The 19,736-nt window shown below is 45.5% G+C and carries 23 protein-coding genes; 9 read left to right on the forward strand and 14 right to left on the reverse strand.

From position 1 onward, the window contains the following. Positions 1-13 precede the first annotated feature (13 nt). The 11 genes from metW to gatC all read right to left on the reverse strand — a co-directional run bounded on the left by metW (position 14) and on the right by gatC (position 10,026). Positions 14-604 carry a methionine biosynthesis protein MetW gene (gene metW, locus AOC29_RS10820; RefSeq protein WP_215295988.1) on the reverse strand — a complete coding sequence of 197 codons (591 nt, stop codon included), beginning with the start codon at positions 602-604 and terminating at the stop codon, positions 14-16. Further along, complete coding sequence (locus AOC29_RS10825; protein ID WP_215295989.1) at positions 601-1,740, reverse strand: homoserine O-acetyltransferase; 1,140 nt, start codon at positions 1,738-1,740, stop codon at positions 601-603. Before AOC29_RS10825 ends, metW begins: the two co-directional genes overlap by 4 nt. Further along, entirely contained in the window at positions 1,737-2,387 is a 651-nt protein-coding gene (slmA, locus tag AOC29_RS10830; protein WP_215295990.1) for a nucleoid occlusion factor SlmA, read from the reverse strand. The genes AOC29_RS10825 and slmA overlap by 4 nt, the downstream gene beginning before the upstream one ends. A gap of 10 nt (positions 2,388-2,397) precedes the next feature. Continuing rightward, positions 2,398-3,300, reverse strand: coding sequence for an acetylglutamate kinase (argB, locus tag AOC29_RS10835; RefSeq protein ID WP_215295991.1), 903 nt, complete (start codon positions 3,298-3,300; stop codon positions 2,398-2,400). A gap of 12 nt (positions 3,301-3,312) precedes the next feature. Next, positions 3,313-3,690 carry an RNA polymerase-binding protein DksA gene (dksA, locus tag AOC29_RS10840; RefSeq protein ID WP_215297529.1) on the reverse strand — a complete coding sequence of 126 codons (378 nt, stop codon included), beginning with the start codon at positions 3,688-3,690 and terminating at the stop codon, positions 3,313-3,315. Between the two features lie 233 nt (positions 3,691-3,923). Next, positions 3,924-4,988, reverse strand: coding sequence for a GTP-binding protein (locus tag AOC29_RS10845; RefSeq protein ID WP_215295992.1), 1,065 nt, complete (start codon positions 4,986-4,988; stop codon positions 3,924-3,926). Positions 4,989-5,057: 69 nt separating this feature from the next. Next, positions 5,058-6,059 carry a tyrosine recombinase XerC gene (locus AOC29_RS10850; RefSeq protein WP_215295993.1) on the reverse strand — a complete coding sequence of 334 codons (1,002 nt, stop codon included), beginning with the start codon at positions 6,057-6,059 and terminating at the stop codon, positions 5,058-5,060. After that, complete coding sequence (locus tag AOC29_RS10855) at positions 6,040-6,714, reverse strand: DUF484 family protein (RefSeq protein ID WP_215295994.1); 675 nt, start codon at positions 6,712-6,714, stop codon at positions 6,040-6,042. The genes AOC29_RS10850 and AOC29_RS10855 overlap by 20 nt, the downstream gene beginning before the upstream one ends. 26 nt (positions 6,715-6,740) lie before the next feature. Continuing rightward, entirely contained in the window at positions 6,741-8,219 is a 1,479-nt protein-coding gene (gene gatB, locus AOC29_RS10860; protein WP_215295995.1) for an Asp-tRNA(Asn)/Glu-tRNA(Gln) amidotransferase subunit GatB, read from the reverse strand. Continuing rightward, on the reverse strand, positions 8,219-9,736 hold the full coding sequence (gene gatA / locus AOC29_RS10865) for an Asp-tRNA(Asn)/Glu-tRNA(Gln) amidotransferase subunit GatA (protein WP_215295996.1): 1,518 nt from the start codon (positions 9,734-9,736) through the stop codon (positions 8,219-8,221). The genes gatB and gatA overlap by 1 nt, the downstream gene beginning before the upstream one ends. Continuing rightward, a complete protein-coding gene (gene gatC, locus AOC29_RS10870) occupies positions 9,733-10,026 on the reverse strand; it encodes an Asp-tRNA(Asn)/Glu-tRNA(Gln) amidotransferase subunit GatC (RefSeq protein WP_215295997.1) in 294 nt (97 codons plus the stop codon). The genes gatA and gatC overlap by 4 nt, the downstream gene beginning before the upstream one ends. Before the next feature lie 61 nt (positions 10,027-10,087). On the opposite strand from gatC, the gene AOC29_RS10875 reads away from it, so the two are divergent. Genes AOC29_RS10875 through rodA form a run of 5 tightly spaced genes read left to right on the forward strand, consistent with a single transcriptional unit; the run spans position 10,088 to position 15,661 of the window. Then, a complete protein-coding gene (locus AOC29_RS10875; RefSeq protein ID WP_215295998.1) occupies positions 10,088-11,131 on the forward strand; it encodes a rod shape-determining protein in 1,044 nt (347 codons plus the stop codon). A 24-nt stretch (positions 11,132-11,155) separates the two neighbouring features. Beyond that, complete coding sequence (gene mreC / locus AOC29_RS10880; RefSeq protein WP_215295999.1) at positions 11,156-12,091, forward strand: rod shape-determining protein MreC; 936 nt, start codon at positions 11,156-11,158, stop codon at positions 12,089-12,091. Then, complete coding sequence (mreD, locus tag AOC29_RS10885) at positions 12,088-12,612, forward strand: rod shape-determining protein MreD (RefSeq protein ID WP_215296000.1); 525 nt, start codon at positions 12,088-12,090, stop codon at positions 12,610-12,612. Before mreC ends, mreD begins: the two co-directional genes overlap by 4 nt. Before the next feature lie 8 nt (positions 12,613-12,620). Continuing rightward, on the forward strand, positions 12,621-14,528 hold the full coding sequence (mrdA, locus tag AOC29_RS10890) for a penicillin-binding protein 2 (protein WP_215296001.1): 1,908 nt from the start codon (positions 12,621-12,623) through the stop codon (positions 14,526-14,528). After that, complete coding sequence (gene rodA, locus AOC29_RS10895) at positions 14,510-15,661, forward strand: rod shape-determining protein RodA (RefSeq protein WP_215296002.1); 1,152 nt, start codon at positions 14,510-14,512, stop codon at positions 15,659-15,661. The genes mrdA and rodA overlap by 19 nt, the downstream gene beginning before the upstream one ends. 94 nt (positions 15,662-15,755) lie before the next feature. On the opposite strand, the gene AOC29_RS10900 is transcribed toward rodA, so the two are convergent. After that, a complete protein-coding gene (locus AOC29_RS10900; RefSeq protein WP_087908896.1) occupies positions 15,756-16,040 on the reverse strand; it encodes an HU family DNA-binding protein in 285 nt (94 codons plus the stop codon). A gap of 112 nt (positions 16,041-16,152) precedes the next feature. Beyond that, complete coding sequence (locus tag AOC29_RS10905) at positions 16,153-16,518, reverse strand: hypothetical protein (protein WP_215296003.1); 366 nt, start codon at positions 16,516-16,518, stop codon at positions 16,153-16,155. A gap of 152 nt (positions 16,519-16,670) precedes the next feature. Here AOC29_RS10905 and AOC29_RS10910 point away from each other — a divergent pair, with 152 nt between their 5' ends. Further along, positions 16,671-17,573: an aspartyl/asparaginyl beta-hydroxylase domain-containing protein gene (locus AOC29_RS10910; protein WP_215296004.1), complete on the forward strand. Its 903-nt coding sequence runs from the start codon at positions 16,671-16,673 to the stop codon at positions 17,571-17,573. 9 nt (positions 17,574-17,582) lie between these two features. Here AOC29_RS10910 and AOC29_RS10915 read toward each other — a convergent pair whose 3' ends face one another. After that, positions 17,583-17,879 carry a DUF167 domain-containing protein gene (locus AOC29_RS10915; RefSeq protein ID WP_215296005.1) on the reverse strand — a complete coding sequence of 99 codons (297 nt, stop codon included), beginning with the start codon at positions 17,877-17,879 and terminating at the stop codon, positions 17,583-17,585. Between the two features lie 22 nt (positions 17,880-17,901). On the opposite strand from AOC29_RS10915, the gene can reads away from it, so the two are divergent. The 3 genes from can to AOC29_RS10930 are packed head-to-tail and all read left to right on the forward strand — an operon-like array spanning position 17,902 to position 19,715. After that, positions 17,902-18,567 (forward strand): carbonate dehydratase, encoded by a 666-nt coding sequence (gene can / locus AOC29_RS10920; protein WP_215296006.1) that lies wholly within the window; start codon positions 17,902-17,904, stop codon positions 18,565-18,567. Continuing rightward, positions 18,533-19,474 carry a lipid A biosynthesis acyltransferase gene (locus tag AOC29_RS10925; RefSeq protein ID WP_251370001.1) on the forward strand — a complete coding sequence of 314 codons (942 nt, stop codon included), beginning with the start codon at positions 18,533-18,535 and terminating at the stop codon, positions 19,472-19,474. The genes can and AOC29_RS10925 overlap by 35 nt, the downstream gene beginning before the upstream one ends. 16 nt (positions 19,475-19,490) lie before the next feature. After that, positions 19,491-19,715 (forward strand): hypothetical protein, encoded by a 225-nt coding sequence (locus tag AOC29_RS10930; protein ID WP_215296008.1) that lies wholly within the window; start codon positions 19,491-19,493, stop codon positions 19,713-19,715. Positions 19,716-19,736: the final 21 nt, after the last annotated feature.

Genomic DNA, 19,736 nt, shown 5'->3' on the forward strand with positions numbered 1-19,736 from the left:
TGAGATTATTACCCTATGCACGGCTGACACGAAATAAAGCCAAGCTGCCGAATAAATTTGGCATTAGAGTCACTTGTCGACCGTCATGCAAAATGCACTGATCAATCACTTTGAGACCAATACTAGAGGCTAACTTTTCAAAGTCGGCTACAGTCAACACCCGTACGTTCGGAGTGTTGTACCACTGGTAAGGCAAGCTCTTAGAAACAGGCATACGGCCCAAGCCAACTGCCAAGCGATGAGACCAATGGGCAAAATTCGGAAATGACACAATTGATTCTTTACCGACACGTACCACTTCACGCAAAATCTTTTCCGTTTGATGAATGGTTTGTACTGTCTGTGACAACACGACCGTATCAAAGCTGTTATCTTCAAAGAGCGCCAAACCACCCTCTAAGTCTTGTTGAATAACGTTCAAACCTTTTTGCACGCAAGACAAGACGCGCGCATCATCAATCTCTACACCATAAGCATGAACCGGTTTTTGCTTCTGCAAAAACTCTAAGAAACTACCATCACCACAACCTAAGTCAAGCACCTGGCTATTAGGCGCAATCCAATTGGCTATAGCAGTAAAGTCGGCACGCTGATTCATGATCATGATTGAACCTCACGCATTTGCTTGAAATAAGCTCTCACCAAATTGTGATATCGCTGATCATCTAACAGGAAGGCATCATGGCCGTGAGGTGCATCAATCTCGGCATAGGTCACTTCGCTCTTATTGCTCAAGAGAGATTGAACAATCTCGCGACTACGATTGGGTGGAAAGCGCCAATCGGTAGAAAAACTCACTACCAAAAATTTGGCTTGTACTTCGGCTAAGGCGCGATTCAAACTACCATCGTAACGACGCGAAGGATCAAAATAATCTAAAGCACGCGTGATCAACAAATAGGTATTGGCATCAAAGTAGGTAGAAAACTTATCACCCTGATGACGCAAATAACTTTCAACCTCAAACTCAACATCAAAACTAAAGCGATAGTCGTTTGATTCCCCATGAGGGCGCTGTAACTCACGCCCAAATTTCTCGGCCATGTCATCATCAGATAAATAAGTGATGTGACCAACCATCCGCGCTAAACGCAAGCCCCGCTTGGGCACGACACCGTGCTCGTAATAATTACCACCATGAAAATCGGGGTCAGACAGAATCGCATTTCGTGCCACCTCATTAAACGCAATGTTCTGAGCGCTTAACTTTGGAGTCGAAGCAATCACAACGCAGTGCTCAAGACGCTTAGGAAATTGAATGGCCCAAGCCATCGCCTGCATCCCGCCCAAACTTCCGCCCATGACCGCGGCAAACTTTCGAATGCCTAACTTGTCTGCTAAGCGTGCCTGGGTGTTTACCCAATCCTCAACAGTGACTACTGGAAAATCTGCACCATAAGGTTTACCAGTAGCTGGATTAATACTCATCGGACCGGTAGAGCCAAAGCAGGAGCCTAAATTATTGACACCAATCACAAAAAAATGATTCGTATCAACCGGCTTGCCGGGGCCAATCATGTTATCCCACCAACCAATATCCTTAGGATCGTCGGGGCTTGGTCCCGCTGCATGATGGGATGCATTGAGCGCATGGCAAATTAATACGGCATTAGTTTTATCAGCATTAAGCTTGCCGTAGGTTTCAATGACTAAGTCATAGCCAGACAATAAGGCGCCACTCTGCAAAGGCAGGGGCTCGGCAAAATGGATGGTGTTTCTAGAGAGGTATAGCTCGCTCATTCTGACAAGAGCAGGCGCAAACTAACATCAGACGCATCCGTTGGCAATTTCTTAAAGCCGCTACGGGCAAATCGATGCCAACGACCTAAAACAAAACTCATCAACATCGCAGCACGAATGCTCACTTCTTCCTGACCCAGTTGAGCCCATGTACCGCCCTGGGTTTGGGCAATACGCAAGGATTGCTTTAGCGATGCCTCTACGCGATCTAGTACTTGAGTAATGCGTTCTTGCAGTCGATCATCTTCTTGCAACAAAGCATCGCCCAATAAAACACGGGTCATACCAGGATTTTTTTCAGCAAAGAATAAGAGCATTTGCAAAATACCGCGCGCTTGAGCAAGTCCAGATTCTTCTTTTTGATTGATTTGATTGATCAAACCAAAAACAGTCTGCTCAATGAAAGAAATCAAGCCTTCAAACATCTGCGCTTTACTTGCAAAATGGCGGTACAGAGCCGCCTCAGAAACCTCTATCTTGGCAGCTAAAGCAGCAGTCGTTACGCGTTCACCCCTCGGGTTTTGCAACATTTCTGCAAGGACTTGAAGAATCTGTAGACGACGCTCGCCAGGACGTGGTCGCTTGCGTGTTTTACCAGCGTCAGTATGATTGCTGTCGATATCGGCTGGCTCTAGAGATTCACGCATGGCTATGTACTTATCTAGAACGAATCATCGTACCGAACGCTTGTTCAGTCAGAATTTCTAATAACAAAGAATGCTCTATTCGGCCATCAATGATGTGTACTGAGTTCACGCCACTTTTAGCAGCATCTAAAGCGGAAGAAATCTTTGGCAGCATACCCCCAGAGATCGTGCCATCAGCAAATAAGGCATCAATTTCTCGGGCGGTTAAATCGGTTAATAACTTGCCACTCTTATCCATGACACCAGGAATATTAGTCATCATGACCAACTTCTCTGCATGAAGGATTTCAGCCATCTTGCCAGCCACTAAATCCGCATTAATGTTGAAAGCTTGACCTTCCGCACTAAAGCCAATCGGCGAAATCACCGGAATGAAAGCATCGTCCTGCAAAGCCTTCACTACTGCTGGATTAATCGCCTCAATCTCACCCACAAAACCGATGTCTACTTTTTTACCTGGCTCTGTTTCACTTGGAATCATCATTTTCTTGGCATGGATGAGTCCACCATCTTTGCCAGTCAAGCCAACCGCTTGTCCACCAAAGTGATTAATCAGCATCACGATATCTTGCTGAACCTCGCCACCAAGAACCCATTCCACGACTTCCATCGTTTCTTCGTCTGTGACACGCATACCTTGGATAAAGGTTCCTGCTTTACCAATTTTCTTCAATGCTTCATCAATTTGCGGCCCGCCACCATGAACCACCACAGGATTCATGCCGACTAACTTCAACAAAATAACGTCGCGGGCAAAACTTTCTTTAAGACGCTCCTCAACCATAGCATTGCCACCATACTTAATTACGATCGTCTTGCCGTGATACTGGCGAATGTATGGCAGTGCTTCGGCAAGAATCTCCGCCTTTAATAAAGGCGGGATATCACTTAGAGCAGGTAAATGCTTAGTCATTACAAATAGAATTTATTCGCCAAATAATTTTTGACGGAGTTCGCGACGCTCTTGAGCCTCAAGAGATAAATTGGCTGTAGGCCTTGCAATTAAACGGTTCAAGCCGATTGGCTCCCCCGTTTCTTCGCACCAACCATAGTCGCCAGACTCAATGCGTCCAAGCGCTTGTTCTACTTTTTTCAACAATTTGCGCTCACGATCACGGGTGCGCAATTCCAAGGCATGCTCTTCTTCGATAGTCGCGCGATCAGCTGGATCAGGAACCAGAATATTCTCACGCAAGTGCTCAGTGGTTTCAGATGCATTTTTTAAAATATCTTCTTTGAGCGTAAGCAATTTTTGACGGAAAAAATCTAACTGGGCAGCGCTCATGTAGTCCTTGTCGGACATCTTAAGCAATTCTGCTTCTGTTAAAGGTGCGCCCTTGACTGCTTTAGCGCTAGTAGCTTTGCTGCTCGCTTTTGTAGCGCTTGCAGGTTTTGTTGCTGTTTTTACCGTCATCTCATTCTTTCCTAGATTTGAAGCATTATTGCCTCATTCTGCCAAACTTTTACAGTCCTTCAATCAATATTCTTGAATATTTACCAATCTTGACCATGGCGGCGGATTGTACCCGAATCTTTCTAGACCAAACATCCCTCAAGCCCAGCCAATAGAACATCCTTAGGTAAATCAATGCCTATGAAGACCATCCGGGTTTGTTTAGGCTCAGCACCCCAAGGACCAGCCAAATCGCTGCCCATCATCTGATGAACGCCCTGGAACACTACTTTTCGATTGCTGCCCTTTACATAAAGCACGCCTTTATAACGCAGCATCTTTTCACCAAACACCTCCAAAATGCCTCCAAGGAAGTCTTCTAGCTTTTGGTGATCAAAGGGTTTATCACTACGAAAAACAAAGGATTGGATGCGATCTGTGTGGCCGGCATGGCCATGGTGGTGATGGTCATGACTATGGTCGTGGCCACAGGTGCTGTGATCATGGTCATGGGAGTGGTCATGCCCGCAATCGGCATGGTCATGATCATCCTGCTCTAAGAAATGGGGGTCAATATCCAACTTGGCATTGAGATTGAAGCCCTTGAGATCTAAGACTGCATTCAAAGGCACTACGCCCTTGGAAATAGCGCTGATCGGGGCTCTAGGATTCATATGCATTAAGCGACCGCGCAGGGCCTCTACTTCAGCAGGAGAAACCAAGTCTGTCTTGGTAATAAAGATCTGATCTGCAAAGCCTACCTGGCGCTGAGCCTCTTCATGTTCGGTCAGTTGCTGCTGGCCATGCTTAGCGTCTACCAAAGTAACGACTGCGTCGAGTACATAGTGGTCAGCAACATCGTCATCCATAAAGAAGGTTTGCGCGACAGGGCCTGGATTAGCGACGCCCGTGGTTTCAATCACAACCCGGTCAAAACTAATCTTCTTATCTTTACGCTGCTCCCATAGCGCATTGAGAGCCTCAACAAGATCGCCACGAATCGTGCAGCAAATACAACCATTGCTCATTTGCACAATATTCTCTTCGTGATCTTGAACCAAGATGTCATTGTCAATATTCTCTTCGCCGAATTCATTCTCAATCACTGCAATTTTTTTGCCGTGATCTTCAGTGAGGATGTGTTTCAACAAAGTGGTTTTGCCGCTTCCCAAAAAGCCCGTCAATATGGTTACTGGAATTAATGCCATGAATGATCCAATCAAAATCGAGATGTAATGCTTTCCCAAAGTGGGAAACCCACTATATTACCGAGTTCCTCAGCCTTTACCAGCCTTTGCGCGAGGATGCGCTTTATCGTATGCCTGAGCTAGGTGCTGGAAATCTAAAGAGGTATAAATCTGAGTGCTAGCGATACTGGCATGCCCTAGCATCTCTTGCACGGCACGCAAATCCTGCGAGGATTGCAAAACATGACTTGCAAAACTGTGGCGCATCATGTGAGGATGCACATGAGTTGGCAGCCCAGCCCGCATCGCTAGCATACGCAGACGCGCTTGCACCGTGCGTGGCGATAAACGCTTACCAGTCGCAGATAAAAATAAGGCAATCGATTGCTCGGGATAAGAACTGGCATCACGCAGCTCTCGCCAAGCAAGTAGAGACTTCATTGCAGGCGAACCCACTGGCACAGAACGCCTTTTTCCACCTTTACCTAAAACTGTGACTTCAGCAGCATCCCAATCTAGCCAGCCGGCAGACTCATGCTGACGATCTTTGCTTGGCATCACATCGATACCCAATAATTCTGATAGTCGCAAGCCAGAGGAATACAGCAAATCAATGATGGCGGCATCTCTGACAGACTCCAGATCTTTTTTCTCGTCTGCTTCTTTGACGGCTTGATTTACCAGTGCAAGCGCTTGCTCAACTGATAAGGCCTTGGGTAAAGACTTCAAACGCTTAGGCGCCTTTACATCATCAACGGGATTTGCGATTAAATTACTAGCCACTTTGCCTGCACGTGCATCACGCCGCGCATCTTTTTCAGTCAACCAGTCATACCAACCACGCCATGCTGACAGAGCTCGAGCAATACTTCTAGAAGACTTTTCTTTGGAATGTAAACGACCAGCCCAGCGACGAATATGAGCATTACTCACTTTTAATAAATCAACAGAATCTTCAAGGGCAAAATTTTGCAGATCGCTAAGATCCATGCCATACGCTTTTAAGGTATGTTGAGAAAGTTGCCGCAACACATGTAACTCATGCAAATACTCTTGCATGAGGGGGTGGAGTTCAGTCAGCTTTAGCTTCATAAGCCTGGATGCGATCCAAAGCTGCAGCAGTGAGTTCTGCAATTTGACGCAAATAGAAAGCGCCCATGTCTGCAGTAAATCGTGTTTCATCATTGCTGGCTAGCAGCAGTACTGCGGGAGATTGGATTACCCCAATGCTCCTGCCCAGCGGTAGGCCGATTGCCACCATACTTTGCCACTCTGAACTTATCGTAGTTTGCGATGCCAGCAAATCTACGCTGGCCGCTGCCAACTCTTTTGCTGAGCCGCACAAGGGGGTATCCACCCAAGGACCAAATGCTGAATTAGGCGAAAGCAATTGTGCGGATTCCACCTCAAAAACTTCAGCCAAGCCCGTCGTAATAGCGCCTTCAATATCGGCCTTGTTATTGGCCTTCATCAAACGCAACAACCAAGCCACTAAACTTTGTTGCGTCTTGTCGTTACGACTACCAAAGTGCAACATTTCGCTCAGACGACGATTGAGCTCTTGATTTTGGGTGCGCAATACGGTCATCTGACGCTCTTGTAAAGAGATCGTTCGGTCCTCATGAGGATGTTTAATCCGAATCTCATTAAAGAGATTGGCATAGCGCTCAAAGAAACCGGGTGTTGCACGCAACCACTCGGCAACCAATTCTTCTTGCTCAATTTGCTTAGGATCAATCGCGCTCATCTATCTCTTTCTTGGCTTACTCTTTATTAACTTACTTCACTTAATTTTTTTCGCAACAAATCGTTGACCTGTCCAGGATTTGCTTTACCCTGAGAGGCTTTCATAATTTGGCCTACTAGCGCATTGAAGGCCTTCTCCTTACCCGAGCGGAACTCTTCAACCGACTTCTGATTAGCAGTCAACACTTGATCAATGATGGCCTCTAGTGCGCCACTGTCACTAATTTGTTTAAGGCCCTTAGCATCAATAATGTGGTCAACGGTACTCATGGCTTTACCTGTAACAGCCTCTTCCCACAGAATTGCAAAAATATCTTTGGCAATCTTATTAGAGATGGTGCCATCTGCAACCCGAGTCAGCAATGGCGCTAAGTGCTCTGCCTTTAGTGGCGCGTCTGCAGTCGCAATACCTGCACGATTTACAGCCGAAGCAAATTCACCAGCAATTAAATTGGCTGCTGCTTTTGCGAGAGGCTTACCAACGATCGCCAATAAGTCTTCGAATACTTTTGCAGTATCGCGATCCTGGGTCAGCAATTGGGTATCGTAAGCACTCAAGCCATACTCGCTTTGCCATTGCTCGCGTAACTGAGTAGGTAAAGCTGGCATACCGCTTCGCACCTGAGCGATCCAAGCATCATCAATCACCACTGGCAATAAATCTGGATCCGGGAAGTAGCGATAATCGTTTGCATCTTCTTTGCTTCGCATACTGCGCGTCTCTTGACGATCAGGATCATACAAGCGCGTTTCTTGAATAACCGTACCACCATCCTCAATCAATTCAATTTGACGACGCACTTCATATTGAATCGCCTCTTCGAGGAAGCGGAAAGAGTTTAAGTTCTTAATCTCGCAACGCGTACCAAACTCTACTTGTCCTTTAGGACGAACTGATACGTTGGCATCACAGCGGAATGAGCCTTCCTGCATATTGCCATCACAGACACCCAACCAAACCACCAAAGTGTGGAGCGCTTTTGCGTAAGCTACTGCTTCGGCAGCACTGCGCATGACAGGCTCAGTCACAATTTCTAGTAGTGGAGTGCCTGCGCGATTTAAATCGATGCCGCTCGATGGCTCGCCATGGGGACCAATAAAACCCTCTTCATGCACGGATTTGCCAGCATCTTCTTCCATATGGGCGCGCGTTAGTTCAACTACCTTAACTTCATCACCTACAAGAATTTCTACTTTTCCGCCAACAACTACTGGAATTTCCATCTGACTAATTTGATAGCCCTTAGGCAAATCAGGATAGAAATAGTTCTTCCGCGCAAAAATACTGGCCGGTGAAATTTTTGCACCAACAGCCAATCCAAAACGGATTGCATGCTCAACTGCTTGGCGATTTAATACCGGTAACACTCCTGGTAACGCCAAATCTACTGCACATGCTTGGGTGTTTGGTTGTGCACCAAAGCGCGTACTTGCGCCACTAAAAATCTTGGATTGGGTTTGTAGCTGTGCGTGGGTCTCAAGACCGATAACGACTTCCCATTGCATCACACCACCTCACTTGCTTGACGCAAATGCCAATCACTGGCTTGCTGATATTGATGGGCGACTTGAAGTAAACGTGCTTCAGAAAAATAGTTACCAATCAACTGCATGCCAATTGGTAAATTGTTTGCATTAAATCCGCAGGGCGCACTCATGGCAGGCAAGCCTGCTAAGTTAGTGGAAAGTGTATAAATATCTTCTAAATACATTTGCACTGGATCTTTTGATTTTTCACCTAAACGCCAGGCTACATCAGGTGCTACGGGCCCAAGGATGACATCACACTCTTTAAATGCCGCCTGAAAATCTGAGGCAATAATGCGTCGAATCTTTTGTGCCTGTAAGTAGTAGGCATCGTAATAACCATGACAAAGAACGTAAGTGCCAATCAAGATGCGACGTCTAACTTCTGGCCCGAAACCTTCGGTGCGGGACTTCTGATACATATCACCAAGATCTTTGTAATCACTAGCGCGATGACCATAGCGCACACCATCAAAGCGACTCAAATTACTAGAGGCTTCTGCTGGAGCTAAAACGTAATAAACCGGTATTGAGAGTTTGGTTTTAGGCAAGCTGACTTCAACCAACTTCGCGCCTAAACTTGCTAAAGTTTTGGCAGCTTCATTCACAGATTTCGCTACATCAACAGCTAAACCTTCTGCAAAAAATTCTTTTGGCAAACCAATACGCAAACCCTCTAATGGTTTTGCAGGATTGGCATTGCCTTCTTGCCAAGCTTGATTCAGAAAGCGACCGTAGTCCTCCCCAGAATCTGTGAGCGAGGTCGAGTCGCGTGAATCGTGCGAAGACATGGCAGAAAGTAGTAGTGCGCAATCTTCAGCAGTTTTGCCCATCGGACCTGCTTGATCTAAAGATGATGCATAGGCGATCATGCCGTAACGAGAAACGCGTCCATAAGTGGGCTTAATTCCAGTTAAGCCACAAAATGCTGCTGGCTGACGAATCGAGCCCCCAGTATCGGTCCCTGTAGCAATCGGAGCTAAGCCAGCTGCTACTGCTGCAGCCGATCCACCAGAAGAACCGCCAGCAACGTGCGCAGAGTTCCAAGGATTGAGTACTGGGCCATAAGCTGAGTTTTCATTGGAAGAGCCCATGGCGAACTCGTCCATATTGGTCTTGCCTAAGCAAACCATGCCTGCGCCATGAGGGTTACTTTCATCCGGAATTCCCAAGTTCGCCACTACGGTGGCATCAAAAGGGCTTTGATATCCAGACAAGATTTTGGATGCTGCGGTCGACTTCCAGCCACGAGTAACGAACACATCTTTGTGCGCAACAGGGATACCGGTCAACTTACCAGCTTTTCCAGACGAAATCAGAAAGTCTGCTTTATTAGCTTGCTCTAAACTTAAGTGAGTATTCACATCAATATAGGCATTCCACTGTTTTCCAGCCTCAATGCGGTCTAAAAAATACTGGGTCAGCTCCATGCTAGAAACCTCTTTTGTCGCAAGTGCTTTTGCCATCAAAGCAATAGGTGTGTTGTGCCAACTCATTCAATCACCTTTGGAACCAAAAAGTAGCCATCATGCTGAGCAGGGGCTGATTGCATGTTTTCAGCACGATGATCTGATTCTGTTACTTGGTCAGCACGTAATGGCTGTGCCAATTCCCTCAGAAATAAGATAGGGTGCGCAAGCGGCTCTAAGCCACTAGTGTCGACAGCCTGCATTTCTTCAACGAGGGAAAAAATAGCCTGCAATTGAGGCAAAACTGCCTCAGCTTCTGCCTGGCTTAACTCAAGCCTGGAAAGGTGCGCAATGCGCTGAACATCATCAAGTTTCATGGGGCGCTAGAGTATCATTCCAATATATTTTTATTAACACCTTCTATTTTCCCACTACATCATGTTTAGTTTTTTCCGTAGCTACTTTTCCAATGACCTAGCCATCGATCTAGGAACCGCAAATACCTTAATTTATATGCGTGACCGGGGTATTGTCCTCGATGAGCCATCGGTTGTGGCGATTCGTCAAGAAGGCGGACCAAATGGCAAAAAAACCATTTTGGCAGTCGGAAAAGAGGCCAAAGCGATGTTGGGTCGCGTACCAGGCAATATTGAAGCAATTCGTCCCATGAAAGATGGTGTGATTGCCGACTTCACCATTACCGAACAAATGCTCAAGCAATTTATCAAGCTTGTGCATGAAAGCAAACTTTTAAGGCCAAGTCCACGCATCATCATTTGTGTTCCTTGTGGATCCACTCAAGTTGAGCGTCGCGCGATTCGCGAATCTGCATTGGGCGCTGGTGCATCGCAAGTATTTCTGATTGAAGAACCGATGGCAGCCGCCATTGGATCTGGTCTGCCAGTTTCTGAAGCTGCTGGTTCCATGGTGGTTGATATTGGCGGAGGCACCACCGAAGTTGGCGTGATGTCATTAGGTGGCATGGTTTACAAAGGCTCAGTTCGTGTTGGCGGAGATAAGTTTGACGAAGCGATTACCAATTACATTCGACGTAACTACGGTATGTTGATTGGTGAACAAACTGCTGAGTTAATTAAGAAAACCATTGGCTCAGCCTTCCCTGGCGCTGAAGTGCGCGAAATGGAAGTCAAGGGGCGCAATCTTTCTGAAGGTGTTCCACGTAGCTTCACCGTAACAAGTAATGAAATTCTTGAGGCATTGACTGACCCATTAAATCAAATCGTGACTGCAGTAAAAGCTGCTCTCGAGCAGATTCCACCTGAGTTGGCATCAGATATTGCTGAGCGCGGCATGATGCTAACAGGCGGTGGCGCCTTATTGCGTGACCTTGACCGTCTCCTGCTGGAAGAAACTGGTTTACCTATTCACGTGCCAGAAGATCCATTAACTTGCGTAGCTCGTGGTTGTGGCATTGCACTTGAACGCATGGATAAGTTAGGCGGAGTGTTCTCGCACGAGTAAGCGACATACACGTCGATCAGGGCATTGCAACATACCGCTCCTCCACTTTTCAGACAGGGCATACCAGCCTTACTTAAACTGATTGTCTGTCTGTCGATCAGCATTGCATTGATGCTGATCGATTTTCGCTTTAAAGCGCTCGACCCAATTCGCAACAATATAAATTTAGTTTTGCGTCCTCTTGAGTACATCATGATGGCGCCTCGCAATGTCATCGAAGTAACGTCAGAATATTTCACCACTCGCTCTACACTTGATCAAGAAAATCAGGTCATGAAAGCTCGCCAAGCAGAGCTATCTTTGTTAGCCAATCAATCAGAGTTCTTGATGGTTGAGAATCAAAATTTACGCGAGTTGATGGCGCTGCAAAAACAAGTGGCATTCAAAACCTTGCCAGTAGAAATTCTATTCAATCCGCCCAACCCCATTTCACAACGTATTGTGATTAATCGCGGCAGCAATGACGGTATCAAACTAGGCAACCCGATTGCCAACGATGCTGGCATTCTTGGCCAGGTGGTCCGTCTGTATGAGCGCTCTGCTGAAGTATCACTCTTAGAGGACCGTGACTTTGCGGTTCCCGTCCAAGTGGCTCGCAATGGTCTGCGCGCAGCTGTTTTTGGGGCTGGGCGTGGCAACCCTCTCGAATTACGTTATTTACCTGTTGCCAGCGATTTGGAAGTTGGCGACATTCTCCTGACGTCTGGAATTGATGGCATTTATCCTCCAGGCTTTGCGGTAGCGGTCATTAGCAAAATAGAGCGTAACGCTGATAAAAACTCTTCTAACGTGTTTTGCATACCAGTAGCCGCAGTCAATCGTTATCGTCAGGCACTCGCCTTTTTATACGACCCACAATTTGATGCCAAGGCGCCAGTCCTCAATAATAAGTCAGCCTCAGGCACACCTTTAACCAATAACCCAGGTCGTCGCCAGACTCGTGCGCGAGGCATGCAATGATTGATAACCAAAGTGGCTATATCCTGCGGCCAGTCAGTCCCCTATTTATTTACTTCAGTTTATTTTGTGCGCTGTTATTAAATTTTTTACCGTTTGGAAACTTCGGCTGGGTCCCCGACTTCCTAATCATCAGTATCGTATTTTGGAATATTCACCAACATCGCTATGTCAGCGTTATTTGGGCGTTTGGCTTGGGCCTGATGATGGATGTTCATAACTCAGACTTATTGGGCTTACATGCTTTTAGTTATTCGCTAGTCGCTTACATTGCCATTTCTTGGCATAGGCGCATCATTTCGCTTAACGTTCTATCGCAAGCACTGCATCTTCTTCCCATTTTCTTAATAGTTTCTTTGTTTCCTGTACTGGTGCATTGGATGCTGAGCGGAGAGCTTTATTGGTGGGCCCTAACAGGCGCTATTCAAGCGCTGATTGAAGCGTTGCTGTGGCCAATTGCCACAAATATTTTGTTGGCCCCACAACGCCGTCCGATTGATGTCGATCTCAATCGCCCTCTTTAAGAAGCTGTATGGTTTCTTTTAAAAAGCCTGATCTCGATTCATTTCAAGAGCGCATCCACATTGCGACCTTATTTGTTACGTTTTGCTTTTTAATCTTAATGACTCGCTTGGTATGGCTGCAACTCATCAGTCACGGCAAATATGCCTTACTTGCAGAAAGTAATCGCATTGCATTAGTGCCGGCGCCCGCTAATCGTGGGTTGATCATTGATCGCAATGGCATCGTCATTGGCAGAAACTACTCCGCCCTCACCTTAGATGTGAACGCAGAAGAGCTTAAAGGAAATGTCGATGAGCTCATTAACGAGCTCTCTGAAATCATCGATATCTCCCCTCGAGATAGACGCAACTTCAAGCGCTCTTTAGAGGATTCTCGCAATATGGGCACCTTTCCGCTGCGATCCATGTTGAATGAGGCAGAAACCGCTCGATTTATGGCAAATCGCTACCGTTTCCCTGGAGTAGATATCCGCGCCAGAAGCTTTCGCGAATATCCCTATAACGAGCTAGCCTCTCATCTCATTGGCTATATCGGTCGAGTTTCCCAGCGTGATAAAGAGCGTATGCAAGCCGAAATTGAGAACTCAAAGGGAGATGATCCTGATGCTCTTCAAACCTCCTTTTTGCCCGGTATTCAGTACGTTGGAAAGATTGGCCTAGAGCAAAGCTATGAAACTGTTTTGCGGGGCGTACCTGGCTACGATCAAGTGGAGATTACTGCAGGCGGCAAACCGGTAAGAACACTTTCTAACTCGCCATCAGTACCCGGTAAAAACATTGTGCTGTCGGTCGACATTAAGTTGCAATACTTGGTTGAGCAGCTATATGGAAATTTTCGTGGTGCGTTTGTAGCTATTGAACCTGAAACTGGTGATGTATTGGCATTCGTTTCTAAGCCTAACTTCAACCCAAACGATTTCGTTGAGGGTATTGATTCAGTAACCTGGAAAGAGTTAAATGACTCTCCACAAAAGCCACTCTATAACCGTCCTCTAAAGGGAATTTATCCTCCAGGCTCCACCTACAAACCGTTCATGGCTTTAGCTGCTCTAGAGAATAAAAAACGTACGCCATCACAAACGATTTTTGATCCGGGCTATTTTGATTTTGGTAACCACACCTTCCGCGACGATAAGAAGGGTGGTCATGGCACAGTAGATATGCAGAAATCCATTGTTGAGTCTTGCGACACCTATTACTACTTGCTTGCTCGCGACATGGGCGTGAACATGATGCACGACTTTATGAAACCACTTGGTTTTGGACAAATCACCGGGATTGATTTGCAAGGTGAATCCAAGGGTGTACTGCCGTCTACCGATTGGAAGAAAAATACTTTCAAAAAACCAGAGCAGCAGAAATGGTACGAGGGTGAAACGATCTCCTTAGGCATTGGTCAGGGTTATAACTCGTTTACTATTTTGCAGCTTTCTCACGCTATGGCTAACCTAACTAACAATGGCGTTGTGATGAAACCTCATCTCGTGAAGGCGATTGAGGATCCCTTTACACGTAACAGGGTGCTCACTACTCCAAAAGAAAGTTATCGCATTGATCTGAATGCTGAGAATATTGAGATCATCAAAAAAGCGATGGTTGAGGTGAATGTTTCTGGAACATCTGCAGCAGCATTTAAGGGCGCAGGATATGTTGCCGGAGGCAAGACTGGAACTGCACAGGTGTTTAGCCTGAACTCAAAAGAGTATAAGCATGGCTCTACTGCAGAGTTCTTGCGTGACCACGCTTTATATATTGCTTTTGCGCCTGCAGACAAGCCGACGATTGTGATCGCGATGGTAGTTGAGAATGCAGGCTTTGGTGCACAGCATGCCGCACCAATCGCACGGAAAGCCCTGGATTACTACATTGATGGCAAATGGCCTAAGGAGGTTCCTGAGTGGAAAAGAGCCCCATAAAAAAAATCCAATTACTATTTTTTAGTTTTTTTGCAGGATTAGATCGCCAGCTGGGCTTTATTTTACTTGGCTTAGCGGCTGTAGGCTTTTTTACTTTTTTATCGGCAAGTCAAAATACTCCCGTACAAATTGGGGATGAGTTACGTAATCTTGCGCTGTCTTTTGTGGTGATGTGGATAGTGTCTCGCATTCCCCCTAAGTGGTTAGAGATGGGGGCTGTTTGGATTTATGGACTTGGCGTTACGCTTTTAGTTGCAGTGGCCATCTTTGGATTAATTAAAAAGGGTGCGCGTCGCTGGCTCAATATTGGCATTGTGATTCAACCCTCCGAGATCATGAAGATCGCTATGCCACTCATGCTTGCTTGGTACTTCCAAAAACGCGAGGGGATTCAAAAGACTTGGGATTATGGAGTTGCTGGAATTATTTTAGCCATCCCCGTTTTTTTAATTGCCCGTCAACCAGATCTTGGAACTGCCTTGTTAGTTTCTGCTGCTGGACTCTATGTCATCATCCTTGCCGGTCTTCCATGGAAATGGATTCTGCCCTTTGTAGGAATTGGTGTTGTAGGCATCTTGCTGATTATTATTTTTGGCAGCACCATCTGCGCGCATGATGTAGCGTGGCCATTTGTACACAATTATCAAAAGAATCGTATCTGTACATTGCTTGACCCCAGCAGCGATCCTCTCGGCAAAGGCTTCCACACCATTCAATCGATGATTGCTATCGGCTCTGGTGGATTCTTTGGTAAAGGCTGGTTCCAGGGAACCCAAGCGCACTTAGAATTCATTCCAGAAAAGCATACTGACTTTGTCTTTGCCGTTTTCTCGGAAGAATTTGGCCTACTTGGAAACCTCGTATTGCTTGGGCTTTTCTTTGCACTCATTAAACGAGGCTTAGCAATCTCTGCAAGCGCTCCCAATTTGTTTACTCGTTTGCTAGGCGCTGCTGTGACTATGATTTTCTTTACCTACGCCTTTGTGAATATTGGCATGGTGAGCGGCCTACTTCCAGTGGTGGGCGTTCCATTACCCTTTATTAGTTACGGTGGCACTGCTTTAGTCACGCTAGGGTTTGGTGCTGGCATCTTAATGAGCATTCATCGCCATCGCCGCTTAGTGCAAAGTTAAGCAAGAAATTGCAGAAGTTGCATACATGAAGATCATATTCTTCAGGAAATAAAAAAGCCCGGCGTACCGGGCTTTTTTATTAACAAAGGAAGAATTACTTCTTACGCTTGTTCACTGAATCTTTAAATGCCTTACCAGCAGAAAACTTAACAGTTTTAGCAGCGGCGATTTTGAGTGGCTCGCCAGTTTTTGGATTACGGCCCATACGTGCAGCACGCTTACCAGATGCGAAAGTACCGAAGCCGATCAGTTGTACTGAATCGCCTTTAGTAACAGCTTTGATAATGTTCTCAATTGCAGAATTCAATGCGAATTCTGCTTTGGCTTTAGAGATCTCCGCGTCGTCAGCAATCGCTGCGATTAGTTCGGCTTTGTTCAAGTGAAGCTCCTTATAGATATTGATATCGGCGCACATTGCGCTTGCATGATTTTAACCACAAAAAATTACAAAAATAAAGCTGCGTAACAACAATTTTTAAAACAACTACAAATTAATCTTCCAGAACCTCTATACCAGACACAAAATATTCAGTATCCCCAAAACATGTTGTTGGCAATCCGATGTGTTGATCATATTTTAGAGCCACTTTTTTGCCTAGATTAGCATTTATTTTTTGTGCCACGGCATCATCACGCACCGTAAAGAGGAATTTTTCTGACATCGTTCCAGGCATGGAAACCATCGCTAATTCACCTTCCCAGGTTTTGCAAAGATATCCTCGATTAGAGAATTTTTGCACATAACCAGCACGCTCTCCGCTGCCATAACTCCATGTGAGCATCAACCATGTATATCCCGCAATCCCCACTAAGCCAATTAAAACAAGGCTTAAGAGCCACTTTATAAAGCCATTCATACGATCTTCTCCGCTCTATATCCTCATTAACCCTAACTGGGTGACCATATTGATTCTCCTTGAGTATATGAGGATATAGGGACAAGAAATAGTCAATTAAACACTTCCATACAAATTAAAATGTTAGTCATTACTTTGGATTGGCAAATCGCATGCAAGCTCGTCACATCATTTTTTTTATATTTGTAATCTCAGCAATTTATGTCTATTTCAGAGGGAGAGTACGTTTTGGAGTGGTGAGATCGCTCACCGACTATCAAGTCTTGTTGGCGCCGATCAATGCTTTACTGTATTTATTTTCCAAGGTCAAAGCTAGCGCATTTATCCCTGTAAACCAGTTTCCCGAAATGCAACCTTTAAAAGATAACTGGGAAACTATTCGCCAAGAAGCGCTTTCTTTAAATGCAGATGGTGCCATTGCGGTTGCTACTGGCTATAACGATATTGGCTTTAATTCCTTCTTTAGGACGGGCTGGAAACGTTTTCACCTCTATTGGTACGGCAAAGATCTGCCATCAGCACAAACAAGTTGCCCTAAAACCGTGGCCCTTCTCAAATCGATTCCCTCCATCAAGGCGGCCATGTTTGCCTCCCTACCACCTGGAGCAACACTGGTGCGGCACCGTGACCCCTATGCTGGATCCCTGCGATATCACATTGGATTAGTGACCCCCAATGACCCCAAATGCTTTATTGAGGTGGATGGAGAGCGTTATTTCTGGAAAGATGGTGAAGCGGTCATGTTTGATGAAACCTATATTCATTTTGCAGCCAATGAAACTGATCATCAACGCATAGTCTTGTTTTGCGACGTTGAGCGCCCTGTCTATACAAAAGTAGTACAGCTGCTCAATCGCTGGTTTGGGCGCTATGTGATGAGTGCTGCAGCCTCACAAAACGTTGCTGGCGAAAAAGTGGGCTTTGTGAATGTCTTATTTACCTACTTTTATCACCTTAGGGCACAAGCAAAAAAACTGAAAGCAAAACATCGCTCCGTTTATTACATCAGCAAATGGGTGCTGATCTTAGGTATTTTATGGGCCATCTTTTGGTAAGCGCGCCTCTTAGGGCTTTAGTATTTGAGCGATTTGCTCAGCGCTAATGGATCCCCAGATTTCCACTTGCTTCTTACGGCTATTTTGACCAGAAATGAATTGAATCTGCTTTTGCGGAATTTTTAACTGCTTAGAGAGCCAAGCCAACAAAAGCTCATTTGCCTTATTTTCTGAGGCTGGAGCTTGTAAAGAAATTTTCAGACAGCCATCATGTAAACCAACTACTTTGGTCTGTTTTGCACCAGGCTGGCAATGCAAAGTAAGGGCAATTCCAGTGGGGGTTTGTTTTAACCAAATCGGCGTCATTAAAGTACTTTAAACTTGAACCATGCCATATAAAAATTCCCAAGCTTTAGACCATCTATTTGCAAGTAATCGCCACTGGGCGGAAGACATGGTTGCCAAGGATCCTGATTTTTTCAAGCGCTTGGTCAATCAGCAGGCTCCGCAGTATCTTTGGATTGGCTGTGCCGATAGTCGAGTACCCGCAAATGAGATTGTGGACTTATTGCCAGGCGAACTTTTTGTTCACCGTAACGTGGCAAACGTCGTTGTTCATACTGATCTGAATTGCTTGTCAGTAATTCAGTTTGCCATTGACCTTTTGAAGGTCAAGCATATTTTAGTGGTGGGTCACTATGGTTGTGCTGGTGTTCATGCTGCCCTGAGCGATAGACGTGTTGGTCTTGCTGACAATTGGTTGCGCCACGTAAAAGATGTCCATCAAAAACATGAGCGCTATTTGGGGGAAATGTTGCCAACGCCAAAACGACAAGATCGTCTCTGCGAACTCAACGTCATTGAGCAAGTTGTCAACGTATGTGAAACAACGATTGTTCAAGATGCGTGGGCACGCGGTCAAGATCTCACCGTGCATGGCTGGGCCTATCGCTTAGACACTGGCTTAGTAAATGATTTAGGAATGTCGAGTAGCTCAACGGAAGAGATGCTTGATCGCTATGCCAAATCGATCAAACGTTACGAAACAGAATAAAACTCGTTTGTTCAAATCTTTTGCTAATTATGTAGGGCTAGTTTTTCTTAAACTCCTATCTCTACTCCCCTATAAGATTTTAGTATCGATTGGATATGGCTTAGGTTTTATTGCTGCCAGATTGCCAGGGGATAGAAACCGGGTGGTTAAAACCAACCTTCAATTGTGTTTTCCTAATCTCAATGCAGATGAAATTGATATTCTCAGAAAAAAACACTGGCGTCTTCTGGGTCGCAGTCTTGTAGAGAAAAGTATTATCTGGCTTGGCAGTGAAAAACAATTGAGCAAAATGATTGAAGTGAAGTCAGCTGTTGACCTCAAAAGTCGTAAGCCGCGCATTCTGGTGAATATGCATTTCACAGGAATCGAGGGTAGTATTATTTTGAGTGCGTTAGCAAAACGGATGGATTGGCCGCGAACTTCAGGATTTTTTCAGCGCATGAAAAATCCATTCTTCAATCAAAAAATTATTGACTGGCGCAACCGTTTTGGCGGCAACTCGATAGATCGTCAAGGCAATGCCAAAGCGATCATCCGCGAAATTCGTAATGGCGACTTCATCATCATTGCACCAGACATTGATTTGGGAATGAAAGATTCTGAGTTCGTACCTTTCTTCGGCATTGAAACCAATACCATTACAACCATCTCTCGCCTAGCAAAAATTACTGGCGCTGATGTTTGTATGATGGTCACCACTCTCAAAGATGATGAGTCTGGTTATCTTTGCGAGATCAGTAAGCCCTTAGAAAATTTCCGGGGGGATAACGTTAAGTCTGACACCGCTCGACTCAATCAAATTTTCGAAAAAGAAATTCGCCTTCGCCCCGCTGAATATTATTGGGTTCATAAGCGCTTTAAAAATCGCCCTAACCACGAATCAAACCCCTACAGCCCTTCTAAGTAGAGGACTCTCGCTTGCCATGAAAAAAGCGGAGGGGCTGGACGAGACTACTCAGCGAATCGCGACAGGCGCTCAGCACTGGCGGGCTTCATCTCTGTTCCAAGAGATGGATAAACATAAGCCAGTAAAACACCAAGGACAACGGCTACAAGCACCTGAAAATAAAGGATTTTATAAATCGGTGGATTTTTTTAAGATAGCAGTCATTACTTCTTCCCTGATTGAATATTCTGCAATGTCATAGTGTAGTCAATGTGAAGTGGTA

It is taken from the genome of Polynucleobacter sp. JS-JIR-5-A7 (assembly GCF_018687935.1).
In the GTDB taxonomy this organism is placed as follows: Bacteria; Pseudomonadota; Gammaproteobacteria; order Burkholderiales; family Burkholderiaceae; genus Polynucleobacter.

What these genes read in the sequence shown, in the direction of transcription:
- AOC29_RS10925 (WP_251370001.1), top strand. Translation starts at nt 18,533, where the DNA reads ATGCCAAATCGATCAAACGTTACGAAACAGAATAAAACTCGTTTGTTC.
- AOC29_RS10825 (WP_215295989.1), bottom strand. Translation starts at nt 1,740, where the DNA reads ATGAGCGAGCTATACCTCTCTAGAAACACCATCCATTTTGCCGAGCCC.
- mrdA (WP_215296001.1), top strand. Translation starts at nt 12,621, where the DNA reads ATGGTTTCTTTTAAAAAGCCTGATCTCGATTCATTTCAAGAGCGCATC.
- AOC29_RS10930 (WP_215296008.1), top strand. Translation starts at nt 19,491, where the DNA reads ATGAAAAAAGCGGAGGGGCTGGACGAGACTACTCAGCGAATCGCGACA.
- AOC29_RS10855 (WP_215295994.1), bottom strand. Translation starts at nt 6,714, where the DNA reads ATGAGCGCGATTGATCCTAAGCAAATTGAGCAAGAAGAATTGGTTGCC.
- AOC29_RS10910 (WP_215296004.1), top strand. Translation starts at nt 16,671, where the DNA reads ATGCAAGCTCGTCACATCATTTTTTTTATATTTGTAATCTCAGCAATT.
- gatA (WP_215295996.1), bottom strand. Translation starts at nt 9,736, where the DNA reads ATGAGTTGGCACAACACACCTATTGCTTTGATGGCAAAAGCACTTGCG.
- mreD (WP_215296000.1), top strand. Translation starts at nt 12,088, where the DNA reads ATGATTGATAACCAAAGTGGCTATATCCTGCGGCCAGTCAGTCCCCTA.
- gatC (WP_215295997.1), bottom strand. Translation starts at nt 10,026, where the DNA reads ATGAAACTTGATGATGTTCAGCGCATTGCGCACCTTTCCAGGCTTGAG.
- AOC29_RS10845 (WP_215295992.1), bottom strand. Translation starts at nt 4,988, where the DNA reads ATGGCATTAATTCCAGTAACCATATTGACGGGCTTTTTGGGAAGCGGC.
- metW (WP_215295988.1), bottom strand. Translation starts at nt 604, where the DNA reads ATGATCATGAATCAGCGTGCCGACTTTACTGCTATAGCCAATTGGATT.
- AOC29_RS10915 (WP_215296005.1), bottom strand. Translation starts at nt 17,879, where the DNA reads ATGACGCCGATTTGGTTAAAACAAACCCCCACTGGAATTGCCCTTACT.
- AOC29_RS10905 (WP_215296003.1), bottom strand. Translation starts at nt 16,518, where the DNA reads ATGAATGGCTTTATAAAGTGGCTCTTAAGCCTTGTTTTAATTGGCTTA.
- can (WP_215296006.1), top strand. Translation starts at nt 17,902, where the DNA reads ATGCCATATAAAAATTCCCAAGCTTTAGACCATCTATTTGCAAGTAAT.
- slmA (WP_215295990.1), bottom strand. Translation starts at nt 2,387, where the DNA reads ATGCGTGAATCTCTAGAGCCAGCCGATATCGACAGCAATCATACTGAC.
- gatB (WP_215295995.1), bottom strand. Translation starts at nt 8,219, where the DNA reads ATGCAATGGGAAGTCGTTATCGGTCTTGAGACCCACGCACAGCTACAA.
- AOC29_RS10850 (WP_215295993.1), bottom strand. Translation starts at nt 6,059, where the DNA reads ATGAAGCTAAAGCTGACTGAACTCCACCCCCTCATGCAAGAGTATTTG.
- AOC29_RS10875 (WP_215295998.1), top strand. Translation starts at nt 10,088, where the DNA reads ATGTTTAGTTTTTTCCGTAGCTACTTTTCCAATGACCTAGCCATCGAT.
- dksA (WP_215297529.1), bottom strand. Translation starts at nt 3,690, where the DNA reads ATGTCCGACAAGGACTACATGAGCGCTGCCCAGTTAGATTTTTTCCGT.
- argB (WP_215295991.1), bottom strand. Translation starts at nt 3,300, where the DNA reads ATGACTAAGCATTTACCTGCTCTAAGTGATATCCCGCCTTTATTAAAG.